General features: G+C 44.3%; 22 protein-coding genes, 1 tRNA gene and 3 other RNA genes. 14 read left to right on the plus strand and 12 right to left on the minus strand.

The window, feature by feature from the left end; all coding sequences use genetic code 11:
* Positions 1-1,578, minus strand: a complete 1,578-nt coding sequence (locus tag ACMXYP_RS11405; RefSeq protein WP_415881764.1) for an NADPH oxidase family protein — start codon at positions 1,576-1,578, stop codon at positions 1-3.
* Between the two features lie 69 nt (positions 1,579-1,647).
* Positions 1,648-2,688, minus strand: coding sequence for an ethylbenzene dehydrogenase-related protein (locus tag ACMXYP_RS11410; RefSeq protein ID WP_415881765.1), 1,041 nt, complete (start codon positions 2,686-2,688; stop codon positions 1,648-1,650).
* A 213-nt stretch (positions 2,689-2,901) separates the two neighbouring features.
* Between ACMXYP_RS11410 and ACMXYP_RS11415 the strand changes: the two genes are divergently transcribed.
* Both ACMXYP_RS11415 and ACMXYP_RS11420 read left to right on the plus strand, forming a co-directional pair.
* The gene (locus ACMXYP_RS11415) at positions 2,902-3,309 is read left to right on the plus strand and encodes a S24 family peptidase (protein WP_415881766.1); all 408 of its coding nucleotides are present in this window, start codon (positions 2,902-2,904) and stop codon (positions 3,307-3,309) included.
* Position 3,310: 1 nt separating this feature from the next.
* The gene (locus ACMXYP_RS11420; protein WP_415881767.1) at positions 3,311-4,570 is read left to right on the plus strand and encodes a Y-family DNA polymerase; all 1,260 of its coding nucleotides are present in this window, start codon (positions 3,311-3,313) and stop codon (positions 4,568-4,570) included.
* A 54-nt stretch (positions 4,571-4,624) separates the two neighbouring features.
* Here ACMXYP_RS11420 and ACMXYP_RS11425 read toward each other — a convergent pair.
* The 4 genes from ACMXYP_RS11425 to ACMXYP_RS11440 all read right to left on the minus strand — a co-directional run bounded on the left by ACMXYP_RS11425 (position 4,625) and on the right by ACMXYP_RS11440 (position 5,202).
* Positions 4,625-4,746: non-coding RNA, RtT sRNA (locus ACMXYP_RS11425), on the minus strand.
* Between the two features lie 41 nt (positions 4,747-4,787).
* Positions 4,788-4,909, minus strand: a non-coding RNA gene (locus ACMXYP_RS11430) — RtT sRNA.
* Between the two features lie 42 nt (positions 4,910-4,951).
* A non-coding RNA gene (locus ACMXYP_RS11435) (RtT sRNA) lies at positions 4,952-5,073 on the minus strand.
* A gap of 41 nt (positions 5,074-5,114) precedes the next feature.
* Positions 5,115-5,202, minus strand: a tRNA-Ser gene (locus ACMXYP_RS11440).
* A gap of 226 nt (positions 5,203-5,428) precedes the next feature.
* Here ACMXYP_RS11440 and ACMXYP_RS11445 point away from each other — a divergent pair.
* Positions 5,429-6,676, plus strand: coding sequence for a GGDEF domain-containing protein (locus tag ACMXYP_RS11445; protein ID WP_415881768.1), 1,248 nt, complete (start codon positions 5,429-5,431; stop codon positions 6,674-6,676).
* 68 nt (positions 6,677-6,744) lie between these two features.
* On the opposite strand, the gene ftsZ is transcribed toward ACMXYP_RS11445, so the two are convergent.
* The 5 genes from ftsZ to ACMXYP_RS11470 form a co-directional block, all read right to left on the minus strand.
* Positions 6,745-7,965 carry a cell division protein FtsZ gene (gene ftsZ / locus ACMXYP_RS11450; protein WP_415881769.1) on the minus strand — a complete coding sequence of 407 codons (1,221 nt, stop codon included), beginning with the start codon at positions 7,963-7,965 and terminating at the stop codon, positions 6,745-6,747.
* 80 nt (positions 7,966-8,045) lie between these two features.
* The gene (gene ftsA, locus ACMXYP_RS11455; protein WP_415881770.1) at positions 8,046-9,287 is read right to left on the minus strand and encodes a cell division protein FtsA; all 1,242 of its coding nucleotides are present in this window, start codon (positions 9,285-9,287) and stop codon (positions 8,046-8,048) included.
* Positions 9,288-9,941: 654 nt separating this feature from the next.
* Positions 9,942-10,562, minus strand: coding sequence for a gamma-glutamylcyclotransferase (locus ACMXYP_RS11460; RefSeq protein ID WP_415881771.1), 621 nt, complete (start codon positions 10,560-10,562; stop codon positions 9,942-9,944).
* Positions 10,563-10,580: 18 nt separating this feature from the next.
* Positions 10,581-12,023, minus strand: coding sequence for a DNA recombination protein RmuC (rmuC, locus tag ACMXYP_RS11465; protein ID WP_415881772.1), 1,443 nt, complete (start codon positions 12,021-12,023; stop codon positions 10,581-10,583).
* A gap of 6 nt (positions 12,024-12,029) precedes the next feature.
* Entirely contained in the window at positions 12,030-12,416 is a 387-nt protein-coding gene (locus ACMXYP_RS11470; RefSeq protein WP_415881773.1) for a hypothetical protein, read from the minus strand.
* Between the two features lie 153 nt (positions 12,417-12,569).
* Here ACMXYP_RS11470 and ACMXYP_RS11475 point away from each other — a divergent pair, with 153 nt between their 5' ends.
* From ACMXYP_RS11475 to ACMXYP_RS11520, 10 genes are all read left to right on the plus strand, one after another.
* A complete protein-coding gene (locus ACMXYP_RS11475; protein ID WP_415881774.1) occupies positions 12,570-13,619 on the plus strand; it encodes an ion channel in 1,050 nt (349 codons plus the stop codon).
* 16 nt (positions 13,620-13,635) lie between these two features.
* The gene (locus ACMXYP_RS11480; protein WP_415881775.1) at positions 13,636-14,037 is read left to right on the plus strand and encodes a DUF350 domain-containing protein; all 402 of its coding nucleotides are present in this window, start codon (positions 13,636-13,638) and stop codon (positions 14,035-14,037) included.
* 13 nt (positions 14,038-14,050) lie between these two features.
* Positions 14,051-14,644 carry a DUF1190 domain-containing protein gene (locus ACMXYP_RS11485; protein WP_415881776.1) on the plus strand — a complete coding sequence of 198 codons (594 nt, stop codon included), beginning with the start codon at positions 14,051-14,053 and terminating at the stop codon, positions 14,642-14,644.
* 7 nt (positions 14,645-14,651) lie between these two features.
* Positions 14,652-15,815 (plus strand): glutathionylspermidine synthase family protein, encoded by a 1,164-nt coding sequence (locus ACMXYP_RS11490; RefSeq protein ID WP_415881777.1) that lies wholly within the window; start codon positions 14,652-14,654, stop codon positions 15,813-15,815.
* A 165-nt stretch (positions 15,816-15,980) separates the two neighbouring features.
* A complete protein-coding gene (locus ACMXYP_RS11495; protein WP_415881778.1) occupies positions 15,981-16,619 on the plus strand; it encodes an O-methyltransferase in 639 nt (212 codons plus the stop codon).
* Positions 16,619-17,017, plus strand: coding sequence for a hypothetical protein (locus tag ACMXYP_RS11500; protein WP_415881779.1), 399 nt, complete (start codon positions 16,619-16,621; stop codon positions 17,015-17,017). The genes ACMXYP_RS11495 and ACMXYP_RS11500 overlap by 1 nt, the downstream gene beginning before the upstream one ends.
* Before the next feature lie 42 nt (positions 17,018-17,059).
* Complete coding sequence (locus tag ACMXYP_RS11505; RefSeq protein ID WP_415881780.1) at positions 17,060-19,396, plus strand: YdbH domain-containing protein; 2,337 nt, start codon at positions 17,060-17,062, stop codon at positions 19,394-19,396.
* Between the two features lie 31 nt (positions 19,397-19,427).
* The gene (locus ACMXYP_RS11510) at positions 19,428-19,628 is read left to right on the plus strand and encodes a YnbE family lipoprotein (protein WP_415881781.1); all 201 of its coding nucleotides are present in this window, start codon (positions 19,428-19,430) and stop codon (positions 19,626-19,628) included.
* Positions 19,629-19,640: 12 nt separating this feature from the next.
* Positions 19,641-19,979 (plus strand): YdbL family protein, encoded by a 339-nt coding sequence (locus ACMXYP_RS11515; RefSeq protein ID WP_415881782.1) that lies wholly within the window; start codon positions 19,641-19,643, stop codon positions 19,977-19,979.
* Positions 19,980-20,061: 82 nt separating this feature from the next.
* Positions 20,062-21,156 (plus strand): lipid A deacylase LpxR family protein, encoded by a 1,095-nt coding sequence (locus ACMXYP_RS11520; RefSeq protein ID WP_415881783.1) that lies wholly within the window; start codon positions 20,062-20,064, stop codon positions 21,154-21,156.
* A 58-nt stretch (positions 21,157-21,214) separates the two neighbouring features.
* On the opposite strand, the gene ACMXYP_RS11525 is transcribed toward ACMXYP_RS11520, so the two are convergent.
* Positions 21,215-23,044: an EAL domain-containing protein gene (locus ACMXYP_RS11525; protein WP_415881784.1), complete on the minus strand. Its 1,830-nt coding sequence runs from the start codon at positions 23,042-23,044 to the stop codon at positions 21,215-21,217.
* A 122-nt stretch (positions 23,045-23,166) separates the two neighbouring features.
* Here ACMXYP_RS11525 and ACMXYP_RS11530 point away from each other — a divergent pair, with 122 nt between their 5' ends.
* The gene (locus tag ACMXYP_RS11530; RefSeq protein WP_415881785.1) at positions 23,167-24,852 is read left to right on the plus strand and encodes a diguanylate cyclase; all 1,686 of its coding nucleotides are present in this window, start codon (positions 23,167-23,169) and stop codon (positions 24,850-24,852) included.
* Positions 24,853-24,936 lie beyond the last annotated feature (84 nt).

Genomic DNA, 24,936 nt, shown 5'->3' on the forward strand with positions numbered 1-24,936 from the left:
TTAAAAGCTCTCTTTAAACACATGCCAACGATAACGGCGAAAACTCTTACCCGCTTCAGCCATCATCGCTTTAGGCCCACACAGATAGCAGTCACCGACCTCAGCAGTAGAAAATGCTTCTGCTAAAGTCATCCAACAGGGCCGACCGATCTTAATATCCACCCCGTTCAAACCTTCTAGCCATTTAGGTAATTCCGCATTTTCACCTTGGGTTATATAGATAAAGATTTCAGATCGTTCTTTTTCTAACAGCACAGGTTTAAGCCACTCAAGGCGATCGATATCTTTCACCACCCAGATCAGATGAGTATTCGCACAGTATTCTGCATTAAGCCAATGCCAATAAGGTGTGATGCCTATCCCCCCTGCAATCAATAGACGCTTTTTGCTATGACGACTTTGGCTCGCAGGAGAAGAATAAGGCCCCCTCAAGGACAATATACACTCGACATAATCACCAAGCGCCATAAGTTTGCGTGTCCAATCCCCCGCCACATTAATTTTGAGAGTCAACAAACCTTCGTCATAACTGACAATAGAGAAGGCATGCCATTCGGTTTTACTCACCACTGGAATTCGGACTTTGACATAATCGCCCGCATGTATTGCTTGCTTGAAATTAGTGCTGACCACGAGTTTTATTGTTTGTTCATCCAGTCGTTTCAGTTCGCCCTTACAATAATGCTGAACTGATAAACGTTGTACACTCCAGTCCCAAATCAGCAATACCCCAACTGGAGCCAGCCAATACCACTGTGGCACATGAAGTAACAACAAAGGCAGTGACCAATAACCTAATCGATGTAAGGATTCAAAGTGGTGGTAAACCCGCTTACGCACTATCGGAATAGAGGTCACGCCAATCAATATAAATAGTACAAACAACAGTAAGCCAGTGACATTAATCCTAAATTGCCGAGACTGGACGCCGGAATAACTTAAACTCACCACTTCGTCATAAGTCACAAGCGGTAAAGATTGGATAGCATAAGTTTGAGTTGACGTTGTACTGTGACATTTGGTGCAATCATCTTTCATGATCGGACGGATCTGCTCATGAAACATCGCTTCGGTACGACCTGCTTTCACCCACTGATCAACAACATCGATCGACTCATCCTCAGTCACAAACTCATACATTGTGCTCCGCATTGATCGCACGAGATCTGATTCTGTTCCTAACAATGCATCAGTGAATGGAATCTCCAGCGTAGTGTAGTACTGCAGTTGGCTAGCCCCATGCCCCAAAGTAAAGATAACCAACAGATAACCTATCCATCGGTGCAAGCGCTTTTCATTTAAAATTTGATAACGTGCCCAACGACTAGAGCGTGCCCTTCTGAGCAAACTATTTAAAACAGGAAGCCACAATAAACAGAGCAAAACGAGTAACACTGCAGCGCTGGCATGACTAATACTTAACCAAATATTGGTGGTCTCGTTAGACTCGTACTCAAAGCCCTCTACAAATTCATACCCTACTAAAGGAATCACTGCGACAAGCAGCACAGTAGAAAGTAAAAATGCTGGGCGATGCAGTCTAGAAAACAACAGCTCTATAAAACGGGAGATAAGCATAGGAAGATCTATTCAGCAGGCGGAACGAACTGGTTTTATTCAACCCAGCTCGCTCAACCCTATTCTGACTTACTTAGAGAAATTCAGGCGTAGCGCCTTTTTATGGAAGATGTGATTGATTTGGGCGTTATCAAAAACCGTCACACCAAATAGATATTGCTTACCGAGATCAGAAAACTGTACATCCTGAATTTTTGACTTTGGATGTTCAGTTACTAACTTACGCTTGATCTCCAATGTCCAGAAGCCATCTTTCCACTCTCCCCGAGCCTGTAGATCACCACGTGAACCTTCAGCAGCTTGTGCCACAATACCGCCAATGACAGCACCCGATTCAAAGTTATCTTCAAACGGCACTTTGTTATCAGACATTACCCAGTATTTTGCTAACGGATCAGCTTTTGCAGGCATCCAAGCAGGCGCAGTTTTATCTTTGTTTATATTATTTTTGTAGCCACCACCTGCTTTCTCATCACTGTTGCGTCCCCACCCCTTATTTTCATTGCGAAAATGGTTCACATACTGATCATCAACTTGATAAACCGGGTTACTACGCGCACTTTTCCAGTGCCAAATATCGATTGTTTCATCAGGAGAGCGGGTGAAGTGACGGCCTGCGGATGTATCTTTAATATCGTCAACCATGCCATCTTCAGCTACGTGACAAGATCGATCACAGCCTTTTTTCGCAAAACCTTTTTCAGAGATATTCCAGAAGAATGCAAACTTATCTTCATAATAAGTATTACCGTGACCAGTAGAATCTAAGTTCTTAAGCTGTTTCCAGCTACCATCGTCCTGTTTCACCCAAGGGAAGCGTTCCAAGCTCAGCGTTGGATCGTTCCAACGTACATGCATATATAGGTATTCATCGTCGTACATAGCACGTAATTCAACATCGCTTTCTTTAATCCCCTCATACCCGTTGTTTGGCTCATAAGGCAGCTCATCAACTGTAACGTGCAGCGGCTCAGTAATATCCCAAGCCTCTTCCGTCAATCCATCAATGTTTACAGCCCCCTGAATTCGCTTAGCCATCAAGGTGTTATCAGCAGCATAGACCCCATGACTGAACATAGCAGCCATTGTTATTAGCGTGATTTTTTTCACTTTTTATTACTCTTCCATAAATACAAATACAAATGAGAATGCTTATTATATTAAATATAAATTTAATTTAAACGTTTGTTTGACTGTATTTAAGGGTTTTATTTATTAGCAACACACCTCTCTGACTGAACAAGACCTGATCAACAACCGAAACTGGCGCACTTAGCGATCTACTGATAATATAAAACACTGTATAAATAAACAGTGTTTATTATGTTGCGCTTTATTCCTATCTACTCCAGCGCCGGTATCAGTGGCTTTGAATCACCTGCAGCTGAATATACCGAGCTAGCACTTTCACTCGATCAGCTACTCATTGATCACCCTCATGCAACCTACCTAGGCTTTGTTGAAGGTGGCTCTATGCGTGGTGTGGGGATATTCCCAAATGACCTACTTGTCGTTTCACGAGCCGAAACGGTGAAGGAAGGGGATGTTATTGTTGCTACCTTGAATGGCAACTTCGTCTGTAAAATCGCGAGCATCAAAGAGAGAAAACTTCTTTCTTCTGCTCCCGGCCATAAACCCTACCAACTATCCGAACAGGATGAATTTTCTATCGAGGGTGTGGTTACACGTTCTATTCGATTATTTCGCCCATTAAAGAAGGGGCTCAATTAAGATGTACGCCCTGATAGATGCTTCCGGAATGTACGCTTCATGCGAGAAAATCTTTGACCCCACAATTCGAAAGCGCCCAGTTGTTGTCCTTAGTAATAATGATGGCTGCATTGTCGCAACCTGCCCTATTGCTAAAAAAATGGGCATTCCCAAATTTGGTCCCTATTTCAAAATCAAAGACCAACTAGACAGAGCAGGCGTAGTTGCCAGATCCAGCAACTATGAGCTTTATGCTGATATATCTTCACGCATGATGGAACTCTGCGCCTCTTTTGCTCCAGAACAGCATATCTACTCCATCGATGAATGCTTTTTACGCTTTGACCACTACATACCACCTGAAGGCTGGTATGAGCTAGGTATGAACATTAGAAGAAAGGTATGGAAGGAGGTAAGACTCCCCGTAGGCGTAGGCTTTGGCCCAACCCCAACCTTAGCAAAAGCCGCTAATCACGCGAGTAAAAAGCTACCCGGTTTCAGCGGTGTTGCCGTTATCGATAACGAACAAATCAGAAAGCAAATTTTGCAGCAGATGGAAATCAGGGATGTTTGGGGAGTAGGACGACGTATAGGTGAGCGACTCAACCTTCTCGGCGTCAAAACAGCTTGGCAGCTAGCACAAACGAAACCCGCGTTGATGAAAAAGTACTTCTCCATCTTAATCGCTAATACAGCAGAAGAACTCAACGGTTTAACAAGAATAAGCTGGGACGATGTTCGCTCACCCAAAAAGCAGATTTACTCCACACGCTCTTTTGGGCAACGCATCACAGGACTCACCGATCTAAAACAGGCACTTGCTACACACGCAACCATCGCCGCGCAAAAGCTTAGAGCCCAAGAGAGTGCTACCAGCAATATCATTGTTTTTGCACACAACTCTATCCACGATAAGGAATCATTTTTTAAACGCTCTGCATTCCACCAATTTGCTACTCCCACATGCGATACTGCAGTCATAGTGAAAGCAACAAGCCAACTGGCTGAGCAGATATACCAAGCAGGAATCAGATACTACAAAGCCGGAATAGGCCTGTTAGAAATATCTACTGCAACCCCCTATCAGCCAGATATCTTTACCCCTTCCGCTGACCAGCCAGAACTTATGAGATGCCTGGATAGAATCAACGCTAAATACGGCAGAGATACCCTCCACCTAGCCCGCCAAGGTATTCAACAGAACTTTAAAATGAAACGGGAACTGTTATCTCCAAGGTATACGACACGGATAGAAGATATTCCTGTGATTGGATGCGAGTGAACTCCAGATACCAAAAAGCCCCGCGGTTAAACGAGGCTTTTTTGTTTTAATAGATGGCAGTCAGGGAGGGATTATTTCACCCCTTCGGGGCCGTGGTCGCAGGCTCCCACATTGTCTCGCTACGCTCGGCTCAAACCCTCTTCTCGGGTTCTCATCCCTCCGAACTGTAGATACAAAAAAGCCCCGCGGTTACGCGAGGCTTTTTCGTTTTAATAGATGGCGGTCAGGGAGGGATTATTTCACCCCTTCGGGGCCGTGGTCGCAAGCTCCCTCGTTGTCTCGCTACGCTCGGCTCAAACCCTCTTCTCGGGTTCTCATCCCTCTGAACTGTAGATACAAAAAAGCCCCGCGGTTAAGCGAGGCTTTTTCGTTGTTAATAGATGGCGGTCAGGGAGGGATTATTTCACCCCTTCGGGGCCGTGGTCGCAGGCTCCCACGTTGTCTCGCTGCGCTCGGCTCAAACCCTCTTCTCGGGCTCTCATCCCTCTGAACTGTAGATACAAAAAAGCCCCGCGTTAAGCGAGGCTTTTTCGTTTTTAATAGATGGCGGTCAGGGAGGGATTCGAACCCTCGATACGTTTCCGTATACACACTTTCCAGGCGTGCTCCTTCGGCCACTCGGACACCTGACCATCCTGCAATTAGTGGAGCTGATATGCTCAACACCAACGCGGCGCGAATTGTATCACAGCACTGACTGACCGCAAGCGGTTTGGTTAAAAAAGACCAACAATTTCAGTAATTCATACTACAAATATCAAAGGATCAATAAATAGCCTAGTTTTATTGGTTGTACACTGAACAGCTGTGAGTAAACTAAACACTCAAAAATAAAAAATTATAAATATAAAATCTAAAATGCGCCCCATAACTGACCTTAAAAGCACACTATTCAACTCCCTCTATCGAGCTGCTTTGATTAGCTGCTTATTTGCAGCCATGATCGTATTTGCATTGATCTTTCTTTCTATCGAAAAGGATCTTCGGCAAGAGGGTCAATACCTTGGGCAGTTAGTATTTAAAGATCTGCGCCAAGCGATGAATCAGGGCACCAGTTATGAGGAAGTTAATCAGCTCATAGATTCAATGAATGAGGATGCTCCCGATATCACCTATAGCATGTATCGCGGAGCAGCCGTTCAGCAACAGTTTGGTGGGAATCGAGCAATCACCGAAGAGATAAGCCAGCTGTTAGGCAGCAAACAGGATGCAACTCAGATCGAATCGCTGGATCAGATTCATTATTACCATGCTTTCAGATTTAAACAGGAATGCCTAGCCTGTCACACCGAGGCAAAGCTAGATGATATAGCCGGCGTGTTGGACGTTACCTTTCCCGCACACAGAGTCCGCCTTCCTGTAAGCGAAGTTCTGATGGGTTTATTCTTAGTCTTCTCTATTACCGTTATCTCTTCCTACCTCTTTATCTCTCGCGATCTTTTTGCCCATATAGTCAAACCTTTAAAACGCTTAGAAAGAAAGCTTAAAGAGACTGAAGGTCACCACAACCTTAATGAAAAGCTAGCTCTCGACTCAGAGCTAGAAGAGATCAATAGCATTGAGCACTCTTTTAACTCGCAACAGGCTTTATTGCAGACTGCATTTCAGCAAGTAGAAGAGCTATCTATCTACGATAAGTTAACGGGCACATACAGCCGTCATCAGTTGGAGCGATTACTCAGTGAAGAGAAATCTAGGGCTGATCGCCAGAATCGGCCTTTAACCATCAGCATGATTGATATGAATGGCTTTAAGCAGATCAATGATGTGTTTGGTCATCATGCCGGCGATTGCATACTGATTCACTTCTGCCAGATTCTGTCAGAGAACCTGCGCACGACAGACAAAGTCATTCGCTATGGTGGAGATGAGTTCATCATCCTATTACCAGACAGTTCGCAGGATGTAGCGAGTGAGCTTATTCAGCGTATTGAAGAGATCTCACACAGCAGCCCTTATCACTATAAAGGCCAAGGTATCATTGCGAAGTTCAGCTATGGCAGCGTGGAATACCCAAGCGAGTCCGATGCTGATGAAGCAAAAGATCTATTACAGATTGCAGATGAAAGAATGTATTCCGACAAACAACGTAGAAAACAGAAATAACAGGGATAAAAAAGGCCCGGTTATAGAAAACCGGGCCAAGTAATACCTGGAAGGTATAAGATGTTTAATTAGTCAGCTTGACGACGTAAGAATGCAGGAATGTCTAAGAATTCCATGTCGTCAGTACCAGTCTTTTGCATAACTGGCTGTTCAGATTCTACTTCGCGATGAATCTCTACTGGTTGAGCACGTTCTCTTGGCTGGGAATCACGAGCAGTTCGCATTACTGCCGGCAACTCTAGCTGATCGAAATCAGACGCAGCGCCCGCAGCCGTTGCAACAGCAGATGCACGACCTGTGCCTGTGTTAACAACTTCTACATGCTGCTGTTCAGCTCGCCCCAAGCCTGTTGCAACCACTGTTACCGTAAGCTCGTCAGTAAGCTCAGGATCAATAACAGTACCTACAACGATAGTGGCGTTCTCGGAAGCATACTCTTCAACGATGTTACCCACTTCCGAGAACTCGCCTAAGCTCAGATCAAGACCAGCGGTGATATTTACCAAAATACCACTCGCCCCCTTCAGGTCTACGTCTTCTAGCAAAGGACTATTAATCGCAGCTTCCGTCGCTTCAGTCGCACGGTCTTCGCCACGGCCACTACCGCTACCCATCATCGCCATGCCCATTTCAGACATAACGGTGCGCACATCCGCAAAGTCGACGTTGATCATACCCGGACGGATAATCAGATCAGCGATACCTTGCACCGCGCCTTTCAATACATCGTTACATGTATTGAAAGCATTAATCAGACTGGTGTTTTTACCCAGTACTGGAAGTAACTTTTCATTCGGAATGATGATCAAAGAATCAACATTCTCTTTCAGTTCCTGTATACCTTCGTCCGCAATTTTAAGGCGTTTACGACCTTCAAATGAAAACGGCTTAGTTACTACAGCAACTGTTAAAATACCTAGGCTACGCGCAACTTCAGCTACGATTGGCGCTGCACCAGTACCTGTACCACCGCCCATACCAGCCGTGATAAATACCATGTCCGCACCATCTAGCATTTCAGCTAAACGCTCACGATCTTCAAGTGCAGCCTGACGGCCAACTTCTGGGTTTGCACCCGCACCAAGACCTTTTGTTAGTTCGCCACCGATCTGGATAACTGTTTTAGAATGCATGTTATCCAAAGCTTGGGCATCTGTATTTGCACAGATGAACTCAACACCATCTACTGAAGAGCTAACCATGTGCTGAACAGCGTTACCGCCGCCACCGCCGACACCTACAACTTTAATTACGGCGCTTTGAGGAATGCTATCCGCTAACTCAAACATACCGATCTCCTTCCAGATTATGCGCTTTTATAATTGAACAGCGCTTAGTTATTTTCTATTCCGATTAGCCTTGACTGGGATCAGAAATTGCCCTGAAACCACGTCTTCATCTTGCTTAGTACGCTTGCTTGTTCGACCAGTTCGATCTCTGCAACTTCAGGTTGTGCAGGCTCGCCGCCCTGATCTTCATGCGCGTACTGAAGTAACCCGATACTTGTTGCAAAAATTGGGTTACCTAAAATATCTTCCATTCCACGAACACCATGCGGTGATGCCAGGCGAACCGGCATGTGGAAAATTTCCTCTGCTAACTCAACCGCACCTTCCATTTTGGAAGTACCGCCAGTTAACACAATGCCCGCCGCAACCAGATCTTCAAAACCGCTGCGACGCAACTCTGCTTGTACTAGATTGAAAAGTTCTTCATAACGCGGCTCAACAACTTCAGCGAGCGCCTGACGCGACAATGTGCGCGCTGGACGATCACCGACACCAGGTACCATGATGGTTTCATCAGGACCTGCTAACTGCGCCAAAGCACAAGCATATTTAATCTTTATCTCTTCCGCGTGCTGCATAGGTGTACGTAAAGCCATCGCGATGTCATTAGTCACCTGGTCACCTGCAATAGGGATCACAGCGGTATGACGAATCGCACCACCTGTAAAGATCGAAATATCAGAAGTACCCCCACCGATATCGACCATACAAACGCCGAGCTCTTTTTCATCTTCAGTCAAAACAGAGTAACTGGATGCAACTTGCTCCAGCACTAAGTTATCAACCTCTAAACCACAACGGCGTACACACTTCTCGATATTCTGAGCGGCATTCACCGAACCTGTGACTAGGTGAACTTTGGCTTCTAAACGTACGCCCGACATGCCTAGTGGTTCACGAATACCTTCGGAATTATCGATTTCATATTCTTGCGGCAAGATATGCAGAATCTTCTGATCAGCAGGAATCGCTACTGCACGGGCAGCATCGATTACGCGATCAAGATCGTAATCTGTTACTTCACGGTCACGAACAGCCACAATACCGTGAGAGTTAAGGCTATTAATATGACTACCGGCGATACCCGCTGTTACAGAGTGAACTTTGCACCCTGCCATCAACTCAGCTTCTTCTACTGCACGCTGGATAGAACTCACTGTTGATTCAATATTCACCACCACGCCTTTCTTCAAACCGCGAGACGGATGTGAACCAATACCAACAATATCGATTGAGCCGTCGATATTGATCTCTCCCACAAGGCAAACCACCTTGGAAGTCCCAATATCTAGCGCAACGATCATATTAGAGTGAGCTGTCATATATTCAGTGCCAACAATATTATTTCAAGCAACCTTAATTTTACTTATAACTAAAAACAAACCAACCTTTTTTCGATGAATTTTTTTAAATTCTGAAAGTTTATTTGCCCGTAAAATCAATTCATAAAAAAACACTATCTTTTCTTATCGGCACCTCCCGGAAATTGTTGAGAAAATTTTTCCTATAAATTTCAAACAACTACGTTCACTCACTCCAGCATCAGGCTTGATTGTTTTAAATATAATCAACCGTTTCAATAGGTTAAAAAAACAACAAAAATCAAAATCTAATTTTGATTAATTAGCTATAAATCAAAAATTAATTTTGATTATTAATAAAAATATCAAAAACAAGTTTTGAATAATCATATAAATTCAATATTTAATTTTGATGATTTGCAAACATATCAATATTAAATATTGATTATCTCCCTATTAATTAATGCTCATTAAATAACCAATAAAATTGTGCAAAACTGTATGAATTTTGTTCAACACACTCAAATTCATCTCTAAAAGGCAATGATTTCTTGATGGTATAAGACGGATATTCAAACCCAGCAAACAAGCTCAAAACAGGACTCAGCAGAGAGCCCTAGAAAGCATAAAGAGGATAAAACTGAGAAAGGGGTAAACAGCTCAGAAAGAGCTTTTTTAGTAATGATAGGCGCTATCGATTTCACGCCAATTTGAACCGCTGTTATCTAAGTAAGTACGAATGGTCGTTTCGCCATCTGCAAGGTAGCTACTGTCGAGAAAGTTATTCAAAACAGCCTCTCCCTGCGACGCAGCCGCCTTTAAGCAGAAGGACAGATAACGAGGGAATGGCAGAATATCGTTTCGCCATAGGTTACCCGCATAAAACTGCCCTACACGCTCATGATATTCTTGCTCACTGCGGCATTTACTATAGCGGTAGTGTTGATCAGTTGAGCCTGTGCACATCAGCCCTGTCTCGCTTTGACCATCAGTAAAAGTTTCTACTTCCACCCAGTTAAACCGATGTTCGCGTTCGAACAGCGCTTCATACTCTGCTTGAGTACATTCAAACTGGCTGCAAATAATCTCACATTCAGATGCAGGCAAAGTCGAGCAGGAGGCTAACTGTAAAGAGTCAGGATCAGCCTTATGCCGACTGATAAACACAACTCCAACTTTATTGAAGATACGTTTGTAACCGGGGACAGTTACGACCCTGAAGTTCGTAAGGCCTGGAATGGTTTCCCTTGCGGAGGCTTCAGATAGTAGAGAGCCATATCCAACAATACTTATCATAAAGCTCTCCTATCAATGTTACTGATCAGATTCTAAAGCGCGCTCAACAAGCTCAGTATTAAGCTTCTTCTTACCATCTGCACCAAGGCTTTGCAGCATGGTCACTTGGCTCACCAAATTACCACGTCCAGTTGATAGCCGCTTATTAGCAGTATCAAAAGCGGCTTGCGTTCTGTGCAGGTTACGCCCTACTTCATCCAGAGCGTCAATAAAGCCAACGAATTTGTCGTACAACTCACCACCTCTGCGAGCGATCTCTTGAGCATTTTGATTCTGATGCTCGTAACGCCAGATATTGTGGATAGTTCTTAACGTCACCATCAATGTCGCAGGGCTTACCAACATGATGTTGCGATCAAACGCTTCTTTAAACAGATTAGGTTCTTTCTCTAACGCCAACAAAAAAGCGCCTTCCACAGGAATAAACAAAAGCACGAAATCGAGAGAGCGAATACCTTCTAGCCCTTGGTAAGCTTTATCGCTCAGTCCTTTAATATGACCACGCATCGAGATCAAATGTTCACGCAACATGCGCTCACGCAGATCTTTATCATCAGTCGAGCAGTATTGTTCGTAAGCGGTAAGGGAAACCTTCGAGTCGACGATCACATCTTTACCATCCGGCAGATGAATCACCGCATCAGGCTGGTAGCGTTTACCTTGAACAGATGCAGATACCTGCAGCTCAAACTCGTAGCCTTTGCGTAAACCCGATTCCTCTAAGGCACGCTCTAGTACAACTTCGCCCCAGTTACCCTGAGTTTTATTTTCGCCTTTCAGGGCTTGAGTTAGATTGATCGCATCTTCACTCATCTGCTGGTTAAGCTGTTTTAGATGAGAAATCTGCTCATAGAGAGCTCGACGATCCTTGGACTCTTTATCGTAAACATCTTCAACACGACGCTTAAACTCACCTAACTGCTCTTTCAGAGGTGTCAGCAGGTGACCCATATTCTCTTGATTACTCTGAGTGAATCGTTGAGCTTTCTCTTCAAAAATACGATTAGCTAGATTCTGGAACTCTTGCTTTAACTGTTGGCGAGCTTGCTCTAACACTTGAAGCTTTTCAGAATGCGCTTCTTGAGTCGCCTCATACCTCGCTTCAAGATCCGCAATCACTTCATTACGATCAGCCAACTCAAACTTGGTTTGCTCCAAGCGTTTATCAAGCTGATGCTTTTCTGTAAGCGTGTCACGTAGTCTTGGTTCTAACGCATGTAAGCGCTCTTCGATACGTGCTTTTTGGATAGATACTTCATGATAGGCAGATTGCTGCGCTGCCAACTCAGTTTCGAGTTTAGCTTTTAACGAGATTATTGTGGTCTCGCTTTCAGCAACCTGCTGTAAGAGGTCTTCTTTTTGGGAAGTCAGATGCCTGTACATAAAGAAGAACAGGCATCCTGTAATCAATACGCCTAGCAGCAAACTATTCAGATCAAATGAAGCTAGCAGCTCAGGCATAGAAAATTACCAATAGAGATATAAAACGACTAGGGAAACCGCAGAAATAATCGATGACATAAACAGCGTTTTCAACTCACCCAGCATCGGCTGAAGAATAACTAAATGAACCACTGGGAAAGTGATAAACATACATAGCAGTGGGATCCACCAGTCTAGGTTGCTGAAACCGTACGCCATAGAGAACAGCAATGCGACAGCAGCAAGGTTACCCGCCATAACGATCGTCATCAAACCGTTACGTTTATGCGCGAATTCAGGCTTATCCTCTTCAGGTAGTTTATTGATAGCACCAGCGCTTAACGCACCAGACATAGAGAACACACCTGAGACTAGAAAAATGATAAGAGGATCGATACTAGGCACACTAAACTCCAGAACATTGCGGATCATTTAATAACTACGCCCATGTCAGATCTTTTTTCAGGCGCTCATGGCGAGCTATTGTAAGGCTTTTCAGGCCCACTGTTAAGAAACGGCTCCCTTTTGCATCTATTATTAGATGAGATTAAAATCCCGCCTCAATTCCATGTACACGGATTTTTAATGCAGGTTTTCAAAAGCTTACGCAAACTGCTCAACCGTCATTTCAAGAACATGAAATGGCAGGCTGTACTGGCGCTGCTTCTATTATATGGCCTAAGTAGCCGGTTGCTTTTGGAATGGGCGGGTGAATCCAACCTCACCGGCTCGGACTATATCTACTGGTTAATAGTAACGGCTTCGACTGTCGGCTACGGAGATCTATCTCCCGAAACAGCAACAGGCAAAGCATTAGTCGCTTTCTATATTATTCCTTTCGGTCTTGGTCTATTTGCACTCGTCGTCGGTAAGTTTGCTGCATTCAGTGCTTTTCAGTGGAGAAAAGGTGTTATGGGTCTTAAAGAACTCAACCTCTCAAATCATATCGTCGTCGTTGGCTGGAACGAAGTTCGTACCCTGCCTCTTCTTAAACTTCTCCAGACAGAAGCTAAGAACAACCTTAATCGAGAGATCTGTTTGTGTGTCGCTGATGAGATGGAAAACCCGATGCCGGGCCATATCGAATTTGTTCGTACCGTTTCACTAAACGATGATGAAGGCTTAAATCGTGCAAATATTGAAGATGCCTCAACAATCATCATCGATTGTGCACATGATGATCAGACACTCAGCGCGGCTTTAAATATTTACAATCGCAATCCTCAAGCACACATCATCACCTACTTTAGGGATGAAAGCTTGAGCAATCTGCTTAAACAGCACTGCCCTACCATAGAGTGCACGCCATCTGTATCTACAGAGATGTTAGTAAAATCAGCGATGGACCCAGGCTCCAGTATTTTGCATCACGAACTTCTCAACACAACTACAGGTATGACCCAGTTTTCTGTTGTCGTACCTGAAGGTTTGCCAGAGATGTCTGTACGTGATCTATACGTGCCATTAAAAGAAAATTATGGCGCGACCCTGATCGCTGTTGATCTGGATAACGACGGTAAACCAGAAGTGAACCCTTCACTCGATAAACGCGTTAGATCAGGTTGCACTATTTATTACATTGCACAGTCCCGTTTAAAAGCTTTGGACTGGGCTGCAATTACCCAACTTTCATAATTTTTAGGAGTCTCGCATGGACGCTCTACTTATTGGGCTTACCAACTTTGCTATCTATTTCGGCCTTTCACTGGTTGCCCTACTACTCTTCAAAGTCATCTATACCTTCCTGACTCCTTATGATGACTGGGCACTGGTTAAAGAAAAAAACATGGCCGCAGCCTGCGCGCTTTCCGGTGCAACGGTTGGTTTCACCATTGCCCTAGCTAGCGCCATTAGCAACTCCGTATCTTTAATCGATTTTGCTGTATGGGCTGTGGTAGCGCTTGTCGCTCAGTTAATCGCTTATCTAGTTGTACGTTTGTTTATGCCGAAAATCACCCAACGCATCCAAGATGGAGAAACACCTGCCGGTATCGTGCTGGGTGCGGTATCTATTGCTATCGGTATCCTTAATGCTGCCTCTATGACCTACTAAGGAGGCATCAGGGATGAAACGTACAAAAATAAACCATCTGCAAAAAAGTGATTTTGCATTTGATGCTAAATGGCTGAAAAACGGACTACGTCTATCAGCTGTCGCTACTGGTGCTGCACTACTGAGTGGCTGTAATTCTGAAGATGGTTACATCTACAAATCAGTCACTGCATGTGAACTAGATAACCCAGGCTATGACGATAGATGTGAAAGCGCCTATCAAAAAGCGCTAGCAGATTGGAAACGCACCGCACCTCGATATCGTAGTGAAAGCAACTGCGCTTACGATTTCGGTAACCACCAGTGCTTCGAATACTCCCCCTACTTTATCCCGCTAATGACGGGCTTTATGTTGGGCGAAAATCATCGTACCGAGGAAGACTTCGATCTCGATTTCGACCGACCTAGAGGCTTAGGCTATAGCACCCGAAGAGGCACCCCTGCTTTTCACCGTTGGGTAAGCTCATCCGGTGACATGTTTGGTGATTACCATAAGAACAAAGTTAAGGTCAGCTCCTCAGCATTCAAAGGCAGTAAAGGTAGTGCCCGTATTATGGGGCGCGGTGGTTTTGGTAAAACCATCTCCAGTCGCTCTTTCGGCGGTTAACCTGTAGATGCTAAGAGTCACCTGCGCCGAACGTCCTGATTGGCGCGAAACTGCTGAACAATATGGCTTCCATTTTCATACTATGTATGGGGAGCCATATTGGGATGAATCTGCCTACTATCAGTTCTCTCTCGAACAGATAGAACAAGATATTGAAGCACCGACAGCTGAGATTCATCAGATGTGTCTGGCAGTGGTTGAGCATGTGGTAGGTAATGAAGAACTGCTGCGCCGCTTTCAAATCCCAGAAGCCTTTTGGGATGAGATTGCGCGCTCTTGGTTTGCCCGCGAAGATAGCCTCTATAGCCGCATCGATCTTTGTTATGACGGTAAAAGCCCTGCCAAATTCTTAGAGAATAATGCGGATACGCCCACCAGCCTTTATGAAACAGGGTTCTGGCAATGGGTATGGCTTCAGCAACAGGTGGATCGCGGTAAGCTGTCTCAAAATGCCGATCAATTTAACTCGTTGCAAGAGCGACTGATCGAGCGCTTCAAAGCACTCAAAGTTCGCCAGCCTTCTCGCTTACTGCACCTAGCAAGTTGCAAAGACACGATCGAAGATCGTGGCACTGTGCAATATCTGCAAGATTGCGCCCAACAAGCCGGCCTACTAAACGACTTCATCTATGTTGAAGATATCGGCATCAATGAAGATCAGCGCTTTGTCGATCAGCTAGGTAAACCGATCAACTGGCTATTCAAACTCTACCCTTGGGAGTTTATGCAACGGGAAGAGTACGGCGAATACATTGCTCAAAGCGGTACCACCTTTCTAGAGCCGATCTGGAAAAGCTTAGTCTCCAACAAAGCACTACTGCCTTTATTGTGGGAACTCTTTCCAAATCACCCTAACCTACTACCTGCTTATTTTGAAGATGATCCCCGTGCTGCAGAACTTACGCATTATGTCCGCAAGCCGATCTTCTCTCGCGAAGGCGCCAATATCAGCATCGTTAATCAAGGCGAAGTAATAGCGAAGGCCGAAGGGCCTTACGGTGAAGAGGGATACATCGTTCAGGCTTGTCACCCTCTGCCTAAATTTGGTGACAATCACACGCTGATCGGCAGCTGGCTAATAGACGATCAACCCGCCGGTATTTCTCTAAGAGAAGATAAACACCCGATCACACAAGATCTTTCCCGCTTTTTACCGCATATCATCCTTTGATAGCGATGAGTCAGTCGTAACGCAATCAGGCTAGAAAATGGTATTATGCGCGGCAATATTTAGATAACGCCCAATAAAGCTGTTTTTTTCAGATTGGGTCATGACTTTTATCACCCTCGGCAACGTTAAACTAACGCCGTCGAACCTAGATTAGAGAAGATTTAAGTGGAATTTTTGGTTAACGAAGCAATTGAAGATTATGCCTTTCAAAGCACTACAGCTGAGCCTGAATTGCTGCAAGAGCTGATCGATGAAACCAACAAAAACATGGGCTGGCCGCAAAAGCTATCTGGCCGTTTGGTTGGCAGAACGCTAAAACTTCTTGCTCAGTTGCACCAACCAAAGAACGTACTAGAGATTGGTATGTTCACTGGCTATTCCGCTTTATCCATCGCAGAAGGCATGCCAGAAGATGGCAAGATCATCTGCTGCGAAACGAACCCTCGCGCAATCGACTTTGCCAAAACATTCTTTGATCGTAGCCCTCACGGCCACAAGATTGAAGTAATCTTCGGCAAAGCGATTGAAACCATCGAAACGCTGGATATGGAGCTAGACTTCACTTTCATCGATGCAGACAAGCGCAACTACCTAAACTACTACCACAAGGTTTTAGAAATGACGCGCCCAGGCGGCCTGATCATTCTGGATAACATGTTGTGGTCTGGCAAAGTACTACAGCCAGAATCTGACATTGATGACGTCTTAGTCGATCTAAACAAAGAGATCGCAGCAGATCCAAATGTAGAAAACCTTTTCCTAACCGTTCGCGACGGTATGAATGTGGTACGGAAACTACGTTAATGCGACACCTAATCAGCGCGATTAATTCAGACGCGCCTCAGGTAGCACTTAACACTAACGAAGCTGCACCTGAGGAAAGCTATACAATCGAATCTGCAGATTCGGTGCTAAAGCTTTATCTCGATACCGATGAAAAAGCGCCTTTAATGGCTGCATTGCAACAAGTGCGTAATGCCATTATCGAAGATTTAGACCAAGTAGAAACTGTTGCTGAAATTTACGGTCTGATGTATTGGTTGCTAGCGGATCATGGCGTCGATAATCGCGGCGAATCTCTAGAAGAAACTGCCGATCGATTAGGCGATATCGATATTGAGAACGATACTGATCAATATGGCGAACTGATTTTCCACCTAAAAGATGCCGTAGAACGCCTGTACGATATAGAACTGGATTAACAGCACTGTTTTACGTTTAAGTGTACGTTTAAGGGAGGCAGTATGCGCAGAGGTCATAAAATACTATGGGCGTGCCTCCTTTTAACTTTTACTTTTGTAATAGCCCTGCCTTTAGCCGCATACTTTTTCTCCCCAGTTATTGCACATAAAAGCCTGCAATATTGGTTGGAGCAAAATGACTTCTCCGCTGTTGAACTGGATATGCAAACACCTAGCTGGAACGAGCTGCATATCGCTAATGTAAAACTAGAAAAGCACACCCCTACTCAGATCATCAGTTATCAATCCAGCGATATAACACTGCAATTTAACCCTTACACTCTCTGGCAAGAACAGCGCCTCAAACTTCTATCAATGCCGCGCTCAGATATAAAAATCACCTACACCACCGAACAAAGCAGTGAGAGTAATAATGAAATGGTAGATCTAAGCCAAGCCCTACCCTCGGTTTGGTTTTATCAGATCCCCATTGATGCCATTCGGATTGGACAAGTCACTCTTCAATTGGATTACCCAGAAAACCAGAGCGATTGGCAGTTTATCGGCGCACTACTGTTTGAAGACGACAAACTGTATAGCCGCGTTAAAGCCTTAAGAGACGAGAAGGATTTTGGTTGGGGCGACCTGAATCTGAACAAGCAAAATCAATTTACGTTTCGGTTGTTAGAGGATGAGGAGCCGTTCTTTAATATTGCAGGCGATCTCTCGTTTGATGACAAACTGACCTTAACATCCGCGCAAGAGATCCAACTGGCGGGTTTACAGAGCTGGCGACAAAAACTCGAATTGCACAACCTACCGATTCCTAAGCTAGAAGGCACGGTCAAACTTCAGGGAAAAATTCACTTCCCGCTACAAACCCGTTTCTCGCCAGATGAACTGTTAAAAAGTATCCAGATCGATCAAACCGGTAAGGGCAAGATAACCGCGTTTAACCCAATTCCGTCTCTAGAAAAAGCCTCTGCCGAATTAGAAGGTGCGCTTAAATTTTCACTAAAAGAAGCTGAGATCACGCTTAACTCCGACACCAATATACAAGTCCCCGAGCTAAAGCACCCGAGCTTAAAAGAACCGATACAAAACCTGAAAGCGACCTTACAAAAGCCACTCGCGATCAAAGCCAATATAGGCCAACTGCTTTTAGATGGTACTTTGATACCAGATGTATCACCTCTACATTTAGATATTGAAGCCGGTGCGATTGCGCTAGAGGGAATAAATGTTTCACCAATACGTTCTAAACTAAGCCTCGACTCCATTGATCTGGCTAAAGAGAAAATCTCAGGTTCAATTGCTATTCCTCAGCTAAACCTGAGCCAAGGGGAAGCCAAATTCCCACAATTGAAACTGAGTTCTAAATTCACATGGGATAAAGATCAGTTAAGCAATCGCTATCAGGTATTCAGCAACGCTCCTATAAAGCTAGATCTAAAAGGTCGTGCAAATACCACATTAAGTAACGGCAACACTAAGCTAAATTGGTCCGTACAACCTATCAGCCTCAAAGGGATTGATCGCACACTAGAAGCCTACGCTCCTATTCCGAAAGAGCTGAGCGTGCTTAAAGGCACCCTATTCCACAAAGGCAGCGGCACCTTAAACAACGGCAAGTTCTCAGCACAATTTAACAACAGTATCAGAGCAGCAAATATAAGCTGGGATGAAACCTTAATTGAAGGGCTCAATTTAGATTCAACCTCCCGACTTTCCACCTCAGGTAAGTTACGCGATACAGGCAGCATTAAGCTGGGTCGGGTTACAACAGGAGTTGAAATCAAAAATGTGCAAACAAGTTATCAGTACCAGCAGCGAAAAAGCGGTGACCTGCTTAAACTGAAGGGTATGCAGGCTGAACTTTTTGAGGGTTTAATTAGCCTCTCAGATTTCGAGTTCAATCCAAGCAAGCCCGATATCACCAGTCAGGTTAAGGTGGACAATATCGACCTTGGCGCGGTGATGGCTTTGGAAAGGCAGCAAGGGTTATCCGGTGAAGGTAAATTAGGGGGAAGTTTCCCTCTAGCTTACAAAGATAACGCTTTCACCATTACAGATGGTGTTATCAAAGGCTTAGCTCCTGGAGGCAAAATTTTGTTTGAGCCGACCCCAGCAGTACAAGCCTATGCAGCGGCCAATGTTGGCTTAAAGATGGCGATTGAAGCACTTCAGAATTTTCATTATGAAGAGCTGGATATAGGGCTTAACTATTCAGAGGATGGTACAGCCTTATTAGAAACTCGCTTAAAGGGTAGCAATCCAGATTGGCAAAATGGCCACCCGGTAGATTTCACGATTAATGTGGAAGAGAATATTCCTAAGTTAATCAAAACATTACAGTTTGCAGATAAATTGACGAAGACAATCGAGAAGCGTTACCGTTAACGCAGATTGAAACCAAATTTGAGGAACAACCATGAAATTAACCCATTTACTCCCACCTTTTGCGTTAGCAATTGCGTTGGCTGGTGTGAGCGGTTGTTCACCCCGCGTGGAAGTCGCGGTACCTAGCGAACCTATTACCATTAACCTCAATGTTAAAATTGAGCACGAGATTCTGGTCAAGGTTGATAGGGAAATTGATGAACTGCTCACAGAAAACAGCGATATTTTTTAAAGGGGTATGATGATGAAACAGTTTCGAACGCTATTCAGCATGATAGCCCTAGCGCTATCAATCATTGCAACACCAGCTTGGGCTATATCTAAAGACGATGCCAAAGCTCAAGGTCTAATCGGTGAGCGTACCAACGGCTATCTAGGCATAGTGACCTCAAAGCCAACTGCAGATCTAAAATCTTTGGTTGCTGGCATTAATAAAAAGCGCCGCGCAGCTTATGACAAAGGATCTAAAAAAGCAGGTGTCGAGCGTACCGTATTTGAACTACGTATGGGTCAACGCCTTCAGGACCGCACACCTGCTGGACAATTTATCCAGCTACAAAACGGCAAGTGGCGTAAGAAGTAGTTTTCAAGATTTAGCCGAGGGGACATTTCCCTTCGGCTAATTTTATCCAAATACCACTCGCAAGAAAGAAAGGGACGTTCGAATGTCTGCCCACAGCCCAAAACTGATTGCAGTGTTAACCGCTACCCTTCTCAGTACAGGCACCGCATCAGCTGACACCATCGCCTCTTTAGCCAATGACGTTAATGAGTCTAATCCATGGACGCTCAATCTTTATTTTGAAAATGATCTGTTTTCCGAAACAGACCAAAACTACACCAACGGCATTAAGGCTTCTTGGGTATCCCCCAATGTAAGTAATCATCTGAACGATCCCAACCTACCTGAGTGGGTAGGCAAAGTTGCGCCTTATTTACCAAGGTTCGATCCACCCAATCCAACTGGCGAGCCGATTCAACGTAATGTTGTAGTGAGCTTAGGACAACAGATCTACACCCCTGAAGATCTCGAACGCTTTACCCTCGCTCCCAATGATCGCCCCTACGCTGCATGGCTATATGGTGGGCTGTCTTACCATAGCCGTACCCGCCGCTCTATGAATACAGCAGAGCTAAATATCGGTATTGTCGGCCCATGGGCTTTAGGAGAAGAAGCTCAAGACTTTATTCATGATCTGCGAGGGTTTAAAAAGTTTAATGGCTGGGATAATCAGCTTAAAAATGAACCCGGCATTCAACTGGTTTACGAACATAAATATCGCTTCTTAGAAGGTCCGATCTCTCCACTATTTGAATACGATACGATCCTTCATGGCGGCGGTAGCCTCGGTAATGTTGCGACTTATCTAAATGCTGGCGCAGAGGTACGTGTTGGTTGGAATCTACCCCAAGACTTTGGCACATCAGCACTACGTAGCGGTGGCGATAATAGCGCGCCTGGTTTGGGAGATGGACGCTACCAGCGCGGTAGCCGTGACAACAATTTAGGTGTTCACGCATTTGCATCGATGGATGGACGCTGGGTATTAAGAGATATCTTTCTTGATGGCAATACCTTTCGAAGCAGTCATTCGGTTGATAAAGAACCTTTAGTTGGCGAAGCCGCAGTAGGTATCGCGGCTCTATATAAAGGTTGGAAACTATCGTTTGCCAAAGTACATCGCAGCAAAGAGTTTAAAGGCCAGCCCGACGGTCATTCCTTTGGCTCGCTCAGCTTAAGTTACTCTTACAGTCTCTAAACAAGTAAAAAGGCTCCACTAGGAGCCTTTTTATTCATTGACCTTGTCCAAAACAAATCTACAGCAGCTTCAAAATCTCATCTTTCGACATCGGCTTAGCGAAGTAATACCCCTGAAGATATTCACAACCCATCTGTTTGAGATAGTCAGCCTGTTCGAGTAACTCCACCCCTTCCGCAACTAATTCCATCTGCAGGCCTTTAGCCAAACCCACAATCGAGTTAGCTATGCAACGATCGTTATCGGCATCCGGTAAGCCATCAACAAACGACTTATCAATTTTTAATTTAGTAACCGGCATATGCTTTAAGCGCGATAGCGAGGAGTAGCCGGTACCAAAATCATCAATCGCCATGCGTACACCAAGGCTAGACAGGGCCTCTAGTTGAGAACGGACAAAAGCAGAGTTTTGACCTATCAATTCCTCAACAATTTCCAATTCGATTTTGCATGCAGATAGATCGTGCTCCTGCAGTAAAGACGCTATCTCTTCAGAAAGCGCCGAGTTATGTAACTGCTCGGAGGCAATGTTCACCGAAACCCAATCGACCGATTTACCCTGCTGCTCAAATGTCACCAGATCTTCACAAGCTTTTTTCAACATTAAGCTGCCCAAGCGTTCCATCAAACCGAGCTTTCGAGCGGTTGGTAGGAATTCAGCAGGCGAGATATATCCTTTATCGGGGTGAGGCCAGCGCACTAACGCCTCTAAACCCACAATGCTTTCTTGTTCAGCACAGAATATAGGCTGGTAGAAAGGTACAAGTTGGGAGTGTTCGATCGCTTCAACTAAATCATGTTCGAAAGTGCGCTTACTTTGCAGCTGTACCAACCAATCTTTTGCGAAATACTGTACGCCACCACGTGTACTCTCTTTGGCTCGCCGCATGGCAAGTTCAGCACAACGCATCGGACTAGTAACCGGTTCTCCCTCTATCGGGTAGATAACCACCCCAGTGCTGCTACTGACATTGACGAACTCTTCATTGCAGATTTTCAGCGGTGTACGACTTGTCAGTTTTAACTCATGAGTAAGCGAGTTGAGTTGCTCTGTATCTTCAAGATTAGGAATCCATATCCCAAAGGTATCCCCGCCTACACGCGCTAAACGGCAATCTATTTGTCGAGTTAATTTCTCTAAGCGACGCGCAAAAGCCACCAACAAATGATCAGCCACCGTATGACCGTATTGATCATTGATAGAGGCAAAGGAATCAAGTCCAATCAACAAAAGCGCACTGGGATTTTCACTATTTCCTGCCTCTTGCTGATTAAAGTCCAATCGCTTTTGAAACTGGTTACGCTTTTCTAAGCCGGTAAGTGGATCGTACTGCTCCAAAAACTCCAGTTGCTCTCGATCTCTTAGCCACAACTCGTGCTCATTAATCATCGAGATATGATCAGCCAGTGAAGCAACATAAGACATCTCGGGCATATCCCAAACGCGCTGTTCACCAACCTGTTCAAGGCAGATCACCCCCTGTAGCTTTCCTGAGGAAAAAATCGGAGCATCCAACATCGAACATATTTCATTGGGGATCAGGTAAGAATCGGCGAATTCTTTAGTACGCGGGTCCGAAATCGCATTATCTGCATTAATTAAGCGATCTTCACCTATGGCTCGAAAGTAGCTAGGAAAATCAGTCTGGTAAAGAGCTGCACCTTGGTAATACTGATCAGTTTCATGCAGATACAAAACCTCGCAGACGATGCGCTGAGCATCAGTATCTAATTTCCAGACGCTGACCCGAGAAACATTCAACTGTTCTGCGCAGGACTGAATTATGCGTTTTAGCTTCGATATCCGAGGATAATCAATAAAGCCTTCCCCATGACTCAGCACTAGTAAAGATTTGTGCAGACTAATTAACTTCTCTACCGCTGGCATACCTTTCCCTACAATGAAACTAACCTACTGATCTACATCAGGAAAAAAAACAAAGTCTTACCTACAATAGTAGTTGATGTTTCCTCAATGCCAATACATGAGCATTAAGTAAGGAAAAAAAGATGCAGCTTTCACAAAAACTTATCGCTATCGAAGTACTTTTTTTCACAATTCTTATGGGAGGGGTAGCTCTCACTATCTACTTTTTTGCCCTTCCTGAAATACGTAATGTGGAAACGCAATATCATTTAACAGATATAAAACGCATTCAAAATGGTATTAAGAATGAGCTTGATTACCTAAACAGCATGTCGACAGACTGGGCAGCTTGGGATGATACCTATCAATATTCAGATCAACCTTACAAAGCGTTTGAAACCGCCAACTTAGTTCCAGAGACACTAGAGGATCTACGTTTAGACCTACTGATCCTTATCAATAAAGAAAATAAAATCTTAAACAAACTAGCTAATGACAACATTGGTGACCCCGAGAGTTTACAACTTCTACAAGGTAGCGAGTGGAGTAATAACCACCCGGCTTTGCAATATATAGGTGACGATAAGCAGGGAATCTTTGAGACGGAGATTGGACCATTGTTGCTTGCTAGGCAACCTATTTTGACCACCCGAAAACAAGGCCCTCCTCGTGGCTACCTAATCTTCGCTAAACTACTAAATGACTCCTTAGTGCAAGAGCTTAGTGAAGAGTTACAAGTAGATATTTCTATCAGTATGGCCACTAAAAGTACGCTTACACCATCGGTAGAATTTATTTCGCCAAAGCAATCACATTCTAGAGGCTATATCCAACTGATGAACAGCAGCGATACTGTCATTCAATTAGATATTGATCAGCCTCGCCCTTTTTATCAGCAAGCAATTAGTGCTGTTCGCTATTCACTATTCACAGCGTTAATACTCAGCAGCATCGCCTGTTTGATTACTTACATTATCCTGAGAAAAGTACTGATTAACCCAATTGTCCAACTCCAGCAACAAGCAGATCGTTTCAAATACAAAGGCGAAAAACAGCCTTTCACAGCCTTAGAAAGCAATGATGAATTAGGACAACTATCCACCACATTTATTGCTATGGCAAAAGAGCTTTCACAGCACTTTGGTGAATTGACACAGGAACGAGACCAACTGCAAGATAGTAGCTATACAGATGCATTAACAACGCTCAAAAATCCGCGTTTTCTGTCAGCCTTTCTAAGCTCTGAAGCCAACAAGAAACCACCTGCAGACTGGACTTTTTTCACATTAGATTTGGACTTCTTTAAACAGGTTAATGATAACTACGGCCACGATATTGGGGACGTGACACTTCAGCAATTTTCTTCACAGTTAAAATCGTTCTGCCGTGACCAAGACATTCTGGTGCGCAGTGGCGGTGAAGAATTTACAGTGATCTGTTATCAACTAGATGGAACCAGTGCCAAAAAACTTGCTGAAAGGATACGCCAAGGCATCGAAAAATTTGAATTTGGTAACCAACAGAAATTTAACCTCAGTTGCTCAATCGGTTTTTTCTCTATCCATATATATACACCCCAAGCAAACACCCAAGTTTGGAAAAGCATGTTAAAACTATCTGACATTGCTCTATATGCGGCCAAATACAGTGGTCGGAACACATGGGTAGGTTTACAAAATCTAAGTCACTGTAAAGATGGGCACTATCCAAGCGACAGCAGTGAAGTACAGCATTGGTTAGAAAGCAAAAAGTTAAAACTCATCACACCTCCACACACTGAAGAACAATTACGTTGGGATAAAGAAACTCCGACAAATTGTTCAGAATAGAATTGTTAACACATTACTTATGGGCGTTATTGCTCAATAGCGCCCATAAGTAATCCGCTCAACGCCCGAAAAAATGCCTCCTCT

This window comes from Neptuniibacter sp. QD34_54 (assembly GCF_047778055.1).
Lineage (GTDB): Bacteria > Pseudomonadota > Gammaproteobacteria > Pseudomonadales > Balneatricaceae > Neptuniibacter.

Bases quoted from the DNA above. Each gene is read 5' to 3' on its own strand.
- ftsA (WP_415881770.1), bottom strand. From the start codon at position 9,287: ATGACAGCTCACTCTAATATGATCGTTGCGCTAGATATTGGGACTTCC.
- ACMXYP_RS11505 (WP_415881780.1), top strand. From the start codon at position 17,060: ATGCGCAGAGGTCATAAAATACTATGGGCGTGCCTCCTTTTAACTTTT.
- ACMXYP_RS11405 (WP_415881764.1), bottom strand. From the start codon at position 1,578: ATGCTTATCTCCCGTTTTATAGAGCTGTTGTTTTCTAGACTGCATCGC.
- ACMXYP_RS11525 (WP_415881784.1), bottom strand. From the start codon at position 23,044: ATGCCAGCGGTAGAGAAGTTAATTAGTCTGCACAAATCTTTACTAGTG.
- ACMXYP_RS11415 (WP_415881766.1), top strand. From the start codon at position 2,902: ATGTTGCGCTTTATTCCTATCTACTCCAGCGCCGGTATCAGTGGCTTT.
- ACMXYP_RS11510 (WP_415881781.1), top strand. From the start codon at position 19,428: ATGAAATTAACCCATTTACTCCCACCTTTTGCGTTAGCAATTGCGTTG.
- ACMXYP_RS11470 (WP_415881773.1), bottom strand. From the start codon at position 12,416: ATGATCCGCAATGTTCTGGAGTTTAGTGTGCCTAGTATCGATCCTCTT.
- ACMXYP_RS11475 (WP_415881774.1), top strand. From the start codon at position 12,570: ATGCAGGTTTTCAAAAGCTTACGCAAACTGCTCAACCGTCATTTCAAG.
- ACMXYP_RS11460 (WP_415881771.1), bottom strand. From the start codon at position 10,562: ATGATAAGTATTGTTGGATATGGCTCTCTACTATCTGAAGCCTCCGCA.
- rmuC (WP_415881772.1), bottom strand. From the start codon at position 12,023: ATGCCTGAGCTGCTAGCTTCATTTGATCTGAATAGTTTGCTGCTAGGC.
- ACMXYP_RS11420 (WP_415881767.1), top strand. From the start codon at position 3,311: ATGTACGCCCTGATAGATGCTTCCGGAATGTACGCTTCATGCGAGAAA.
- ftsZ (WP_415881769.1), bottom strand. From the start codon at position 7,965: ATGTTTGAGTTAGCGGATAGCATTCCTCAAAGCGCCGTAATTAAAGTT.
- ACMXYP_RS11485 (WP_415881776.1), top strand. From the start codon at position 14,051: ATGAAACGTACAAAAATAAACCATCTGCAAAAAAGTGATTTTGCATTT.
- ACMXYP_RS11520 (WP_415881783.1), top strand. From the start codon at position 20,062: ATGTCTGCCCACAGCCCAAAACTGATTGCAGTGTTAACCGCTACCCTT.
- ACMXYP_RS11480 (WP_415881775.1), top strand. From the start codon at position 13,636: ATGGACGCTCTACTTATTGGGCTTACCAACTTTGCTATCTATTTCGGC.
- ACMXYP_RS11530 (WP_415881785.1), top strand. From the start codon at position 23,167: ATGCAGCTTTCACAAAAACTTATCGCTATCGAAGTACTTTTTTTCACA.
- ACMXYP_RS11490 (WP_415881777.1), top strand. From the start codon at position 14,652: ATGCTAAGAGTCACCTGCGCCGAACGTCCTGATTGGCGCGAAACTGCT.
- ACMXYP_RS11515 (WP_415881782.1), top strand. From the start codon at position 19,641: ATGAAACAGTTTCGAACGCTATTCAGCATGATAGCCCTAGCGCTATCA.
- ACMXYP_RS11445 (WP_415881768.1), top strand. From the start codon at position 5,429: ATGCGCCCCATAACTGACCTTAAAAGCACACTATTCAACTCCCTCTAT.
- ACMXYP_RS11500 (WP_415881779.1), top strand. From the start codon at position 16,619: ATGCGACACCTAATCAGCGCGATTAATTCAGACGCGCCTCAGGTAGCA.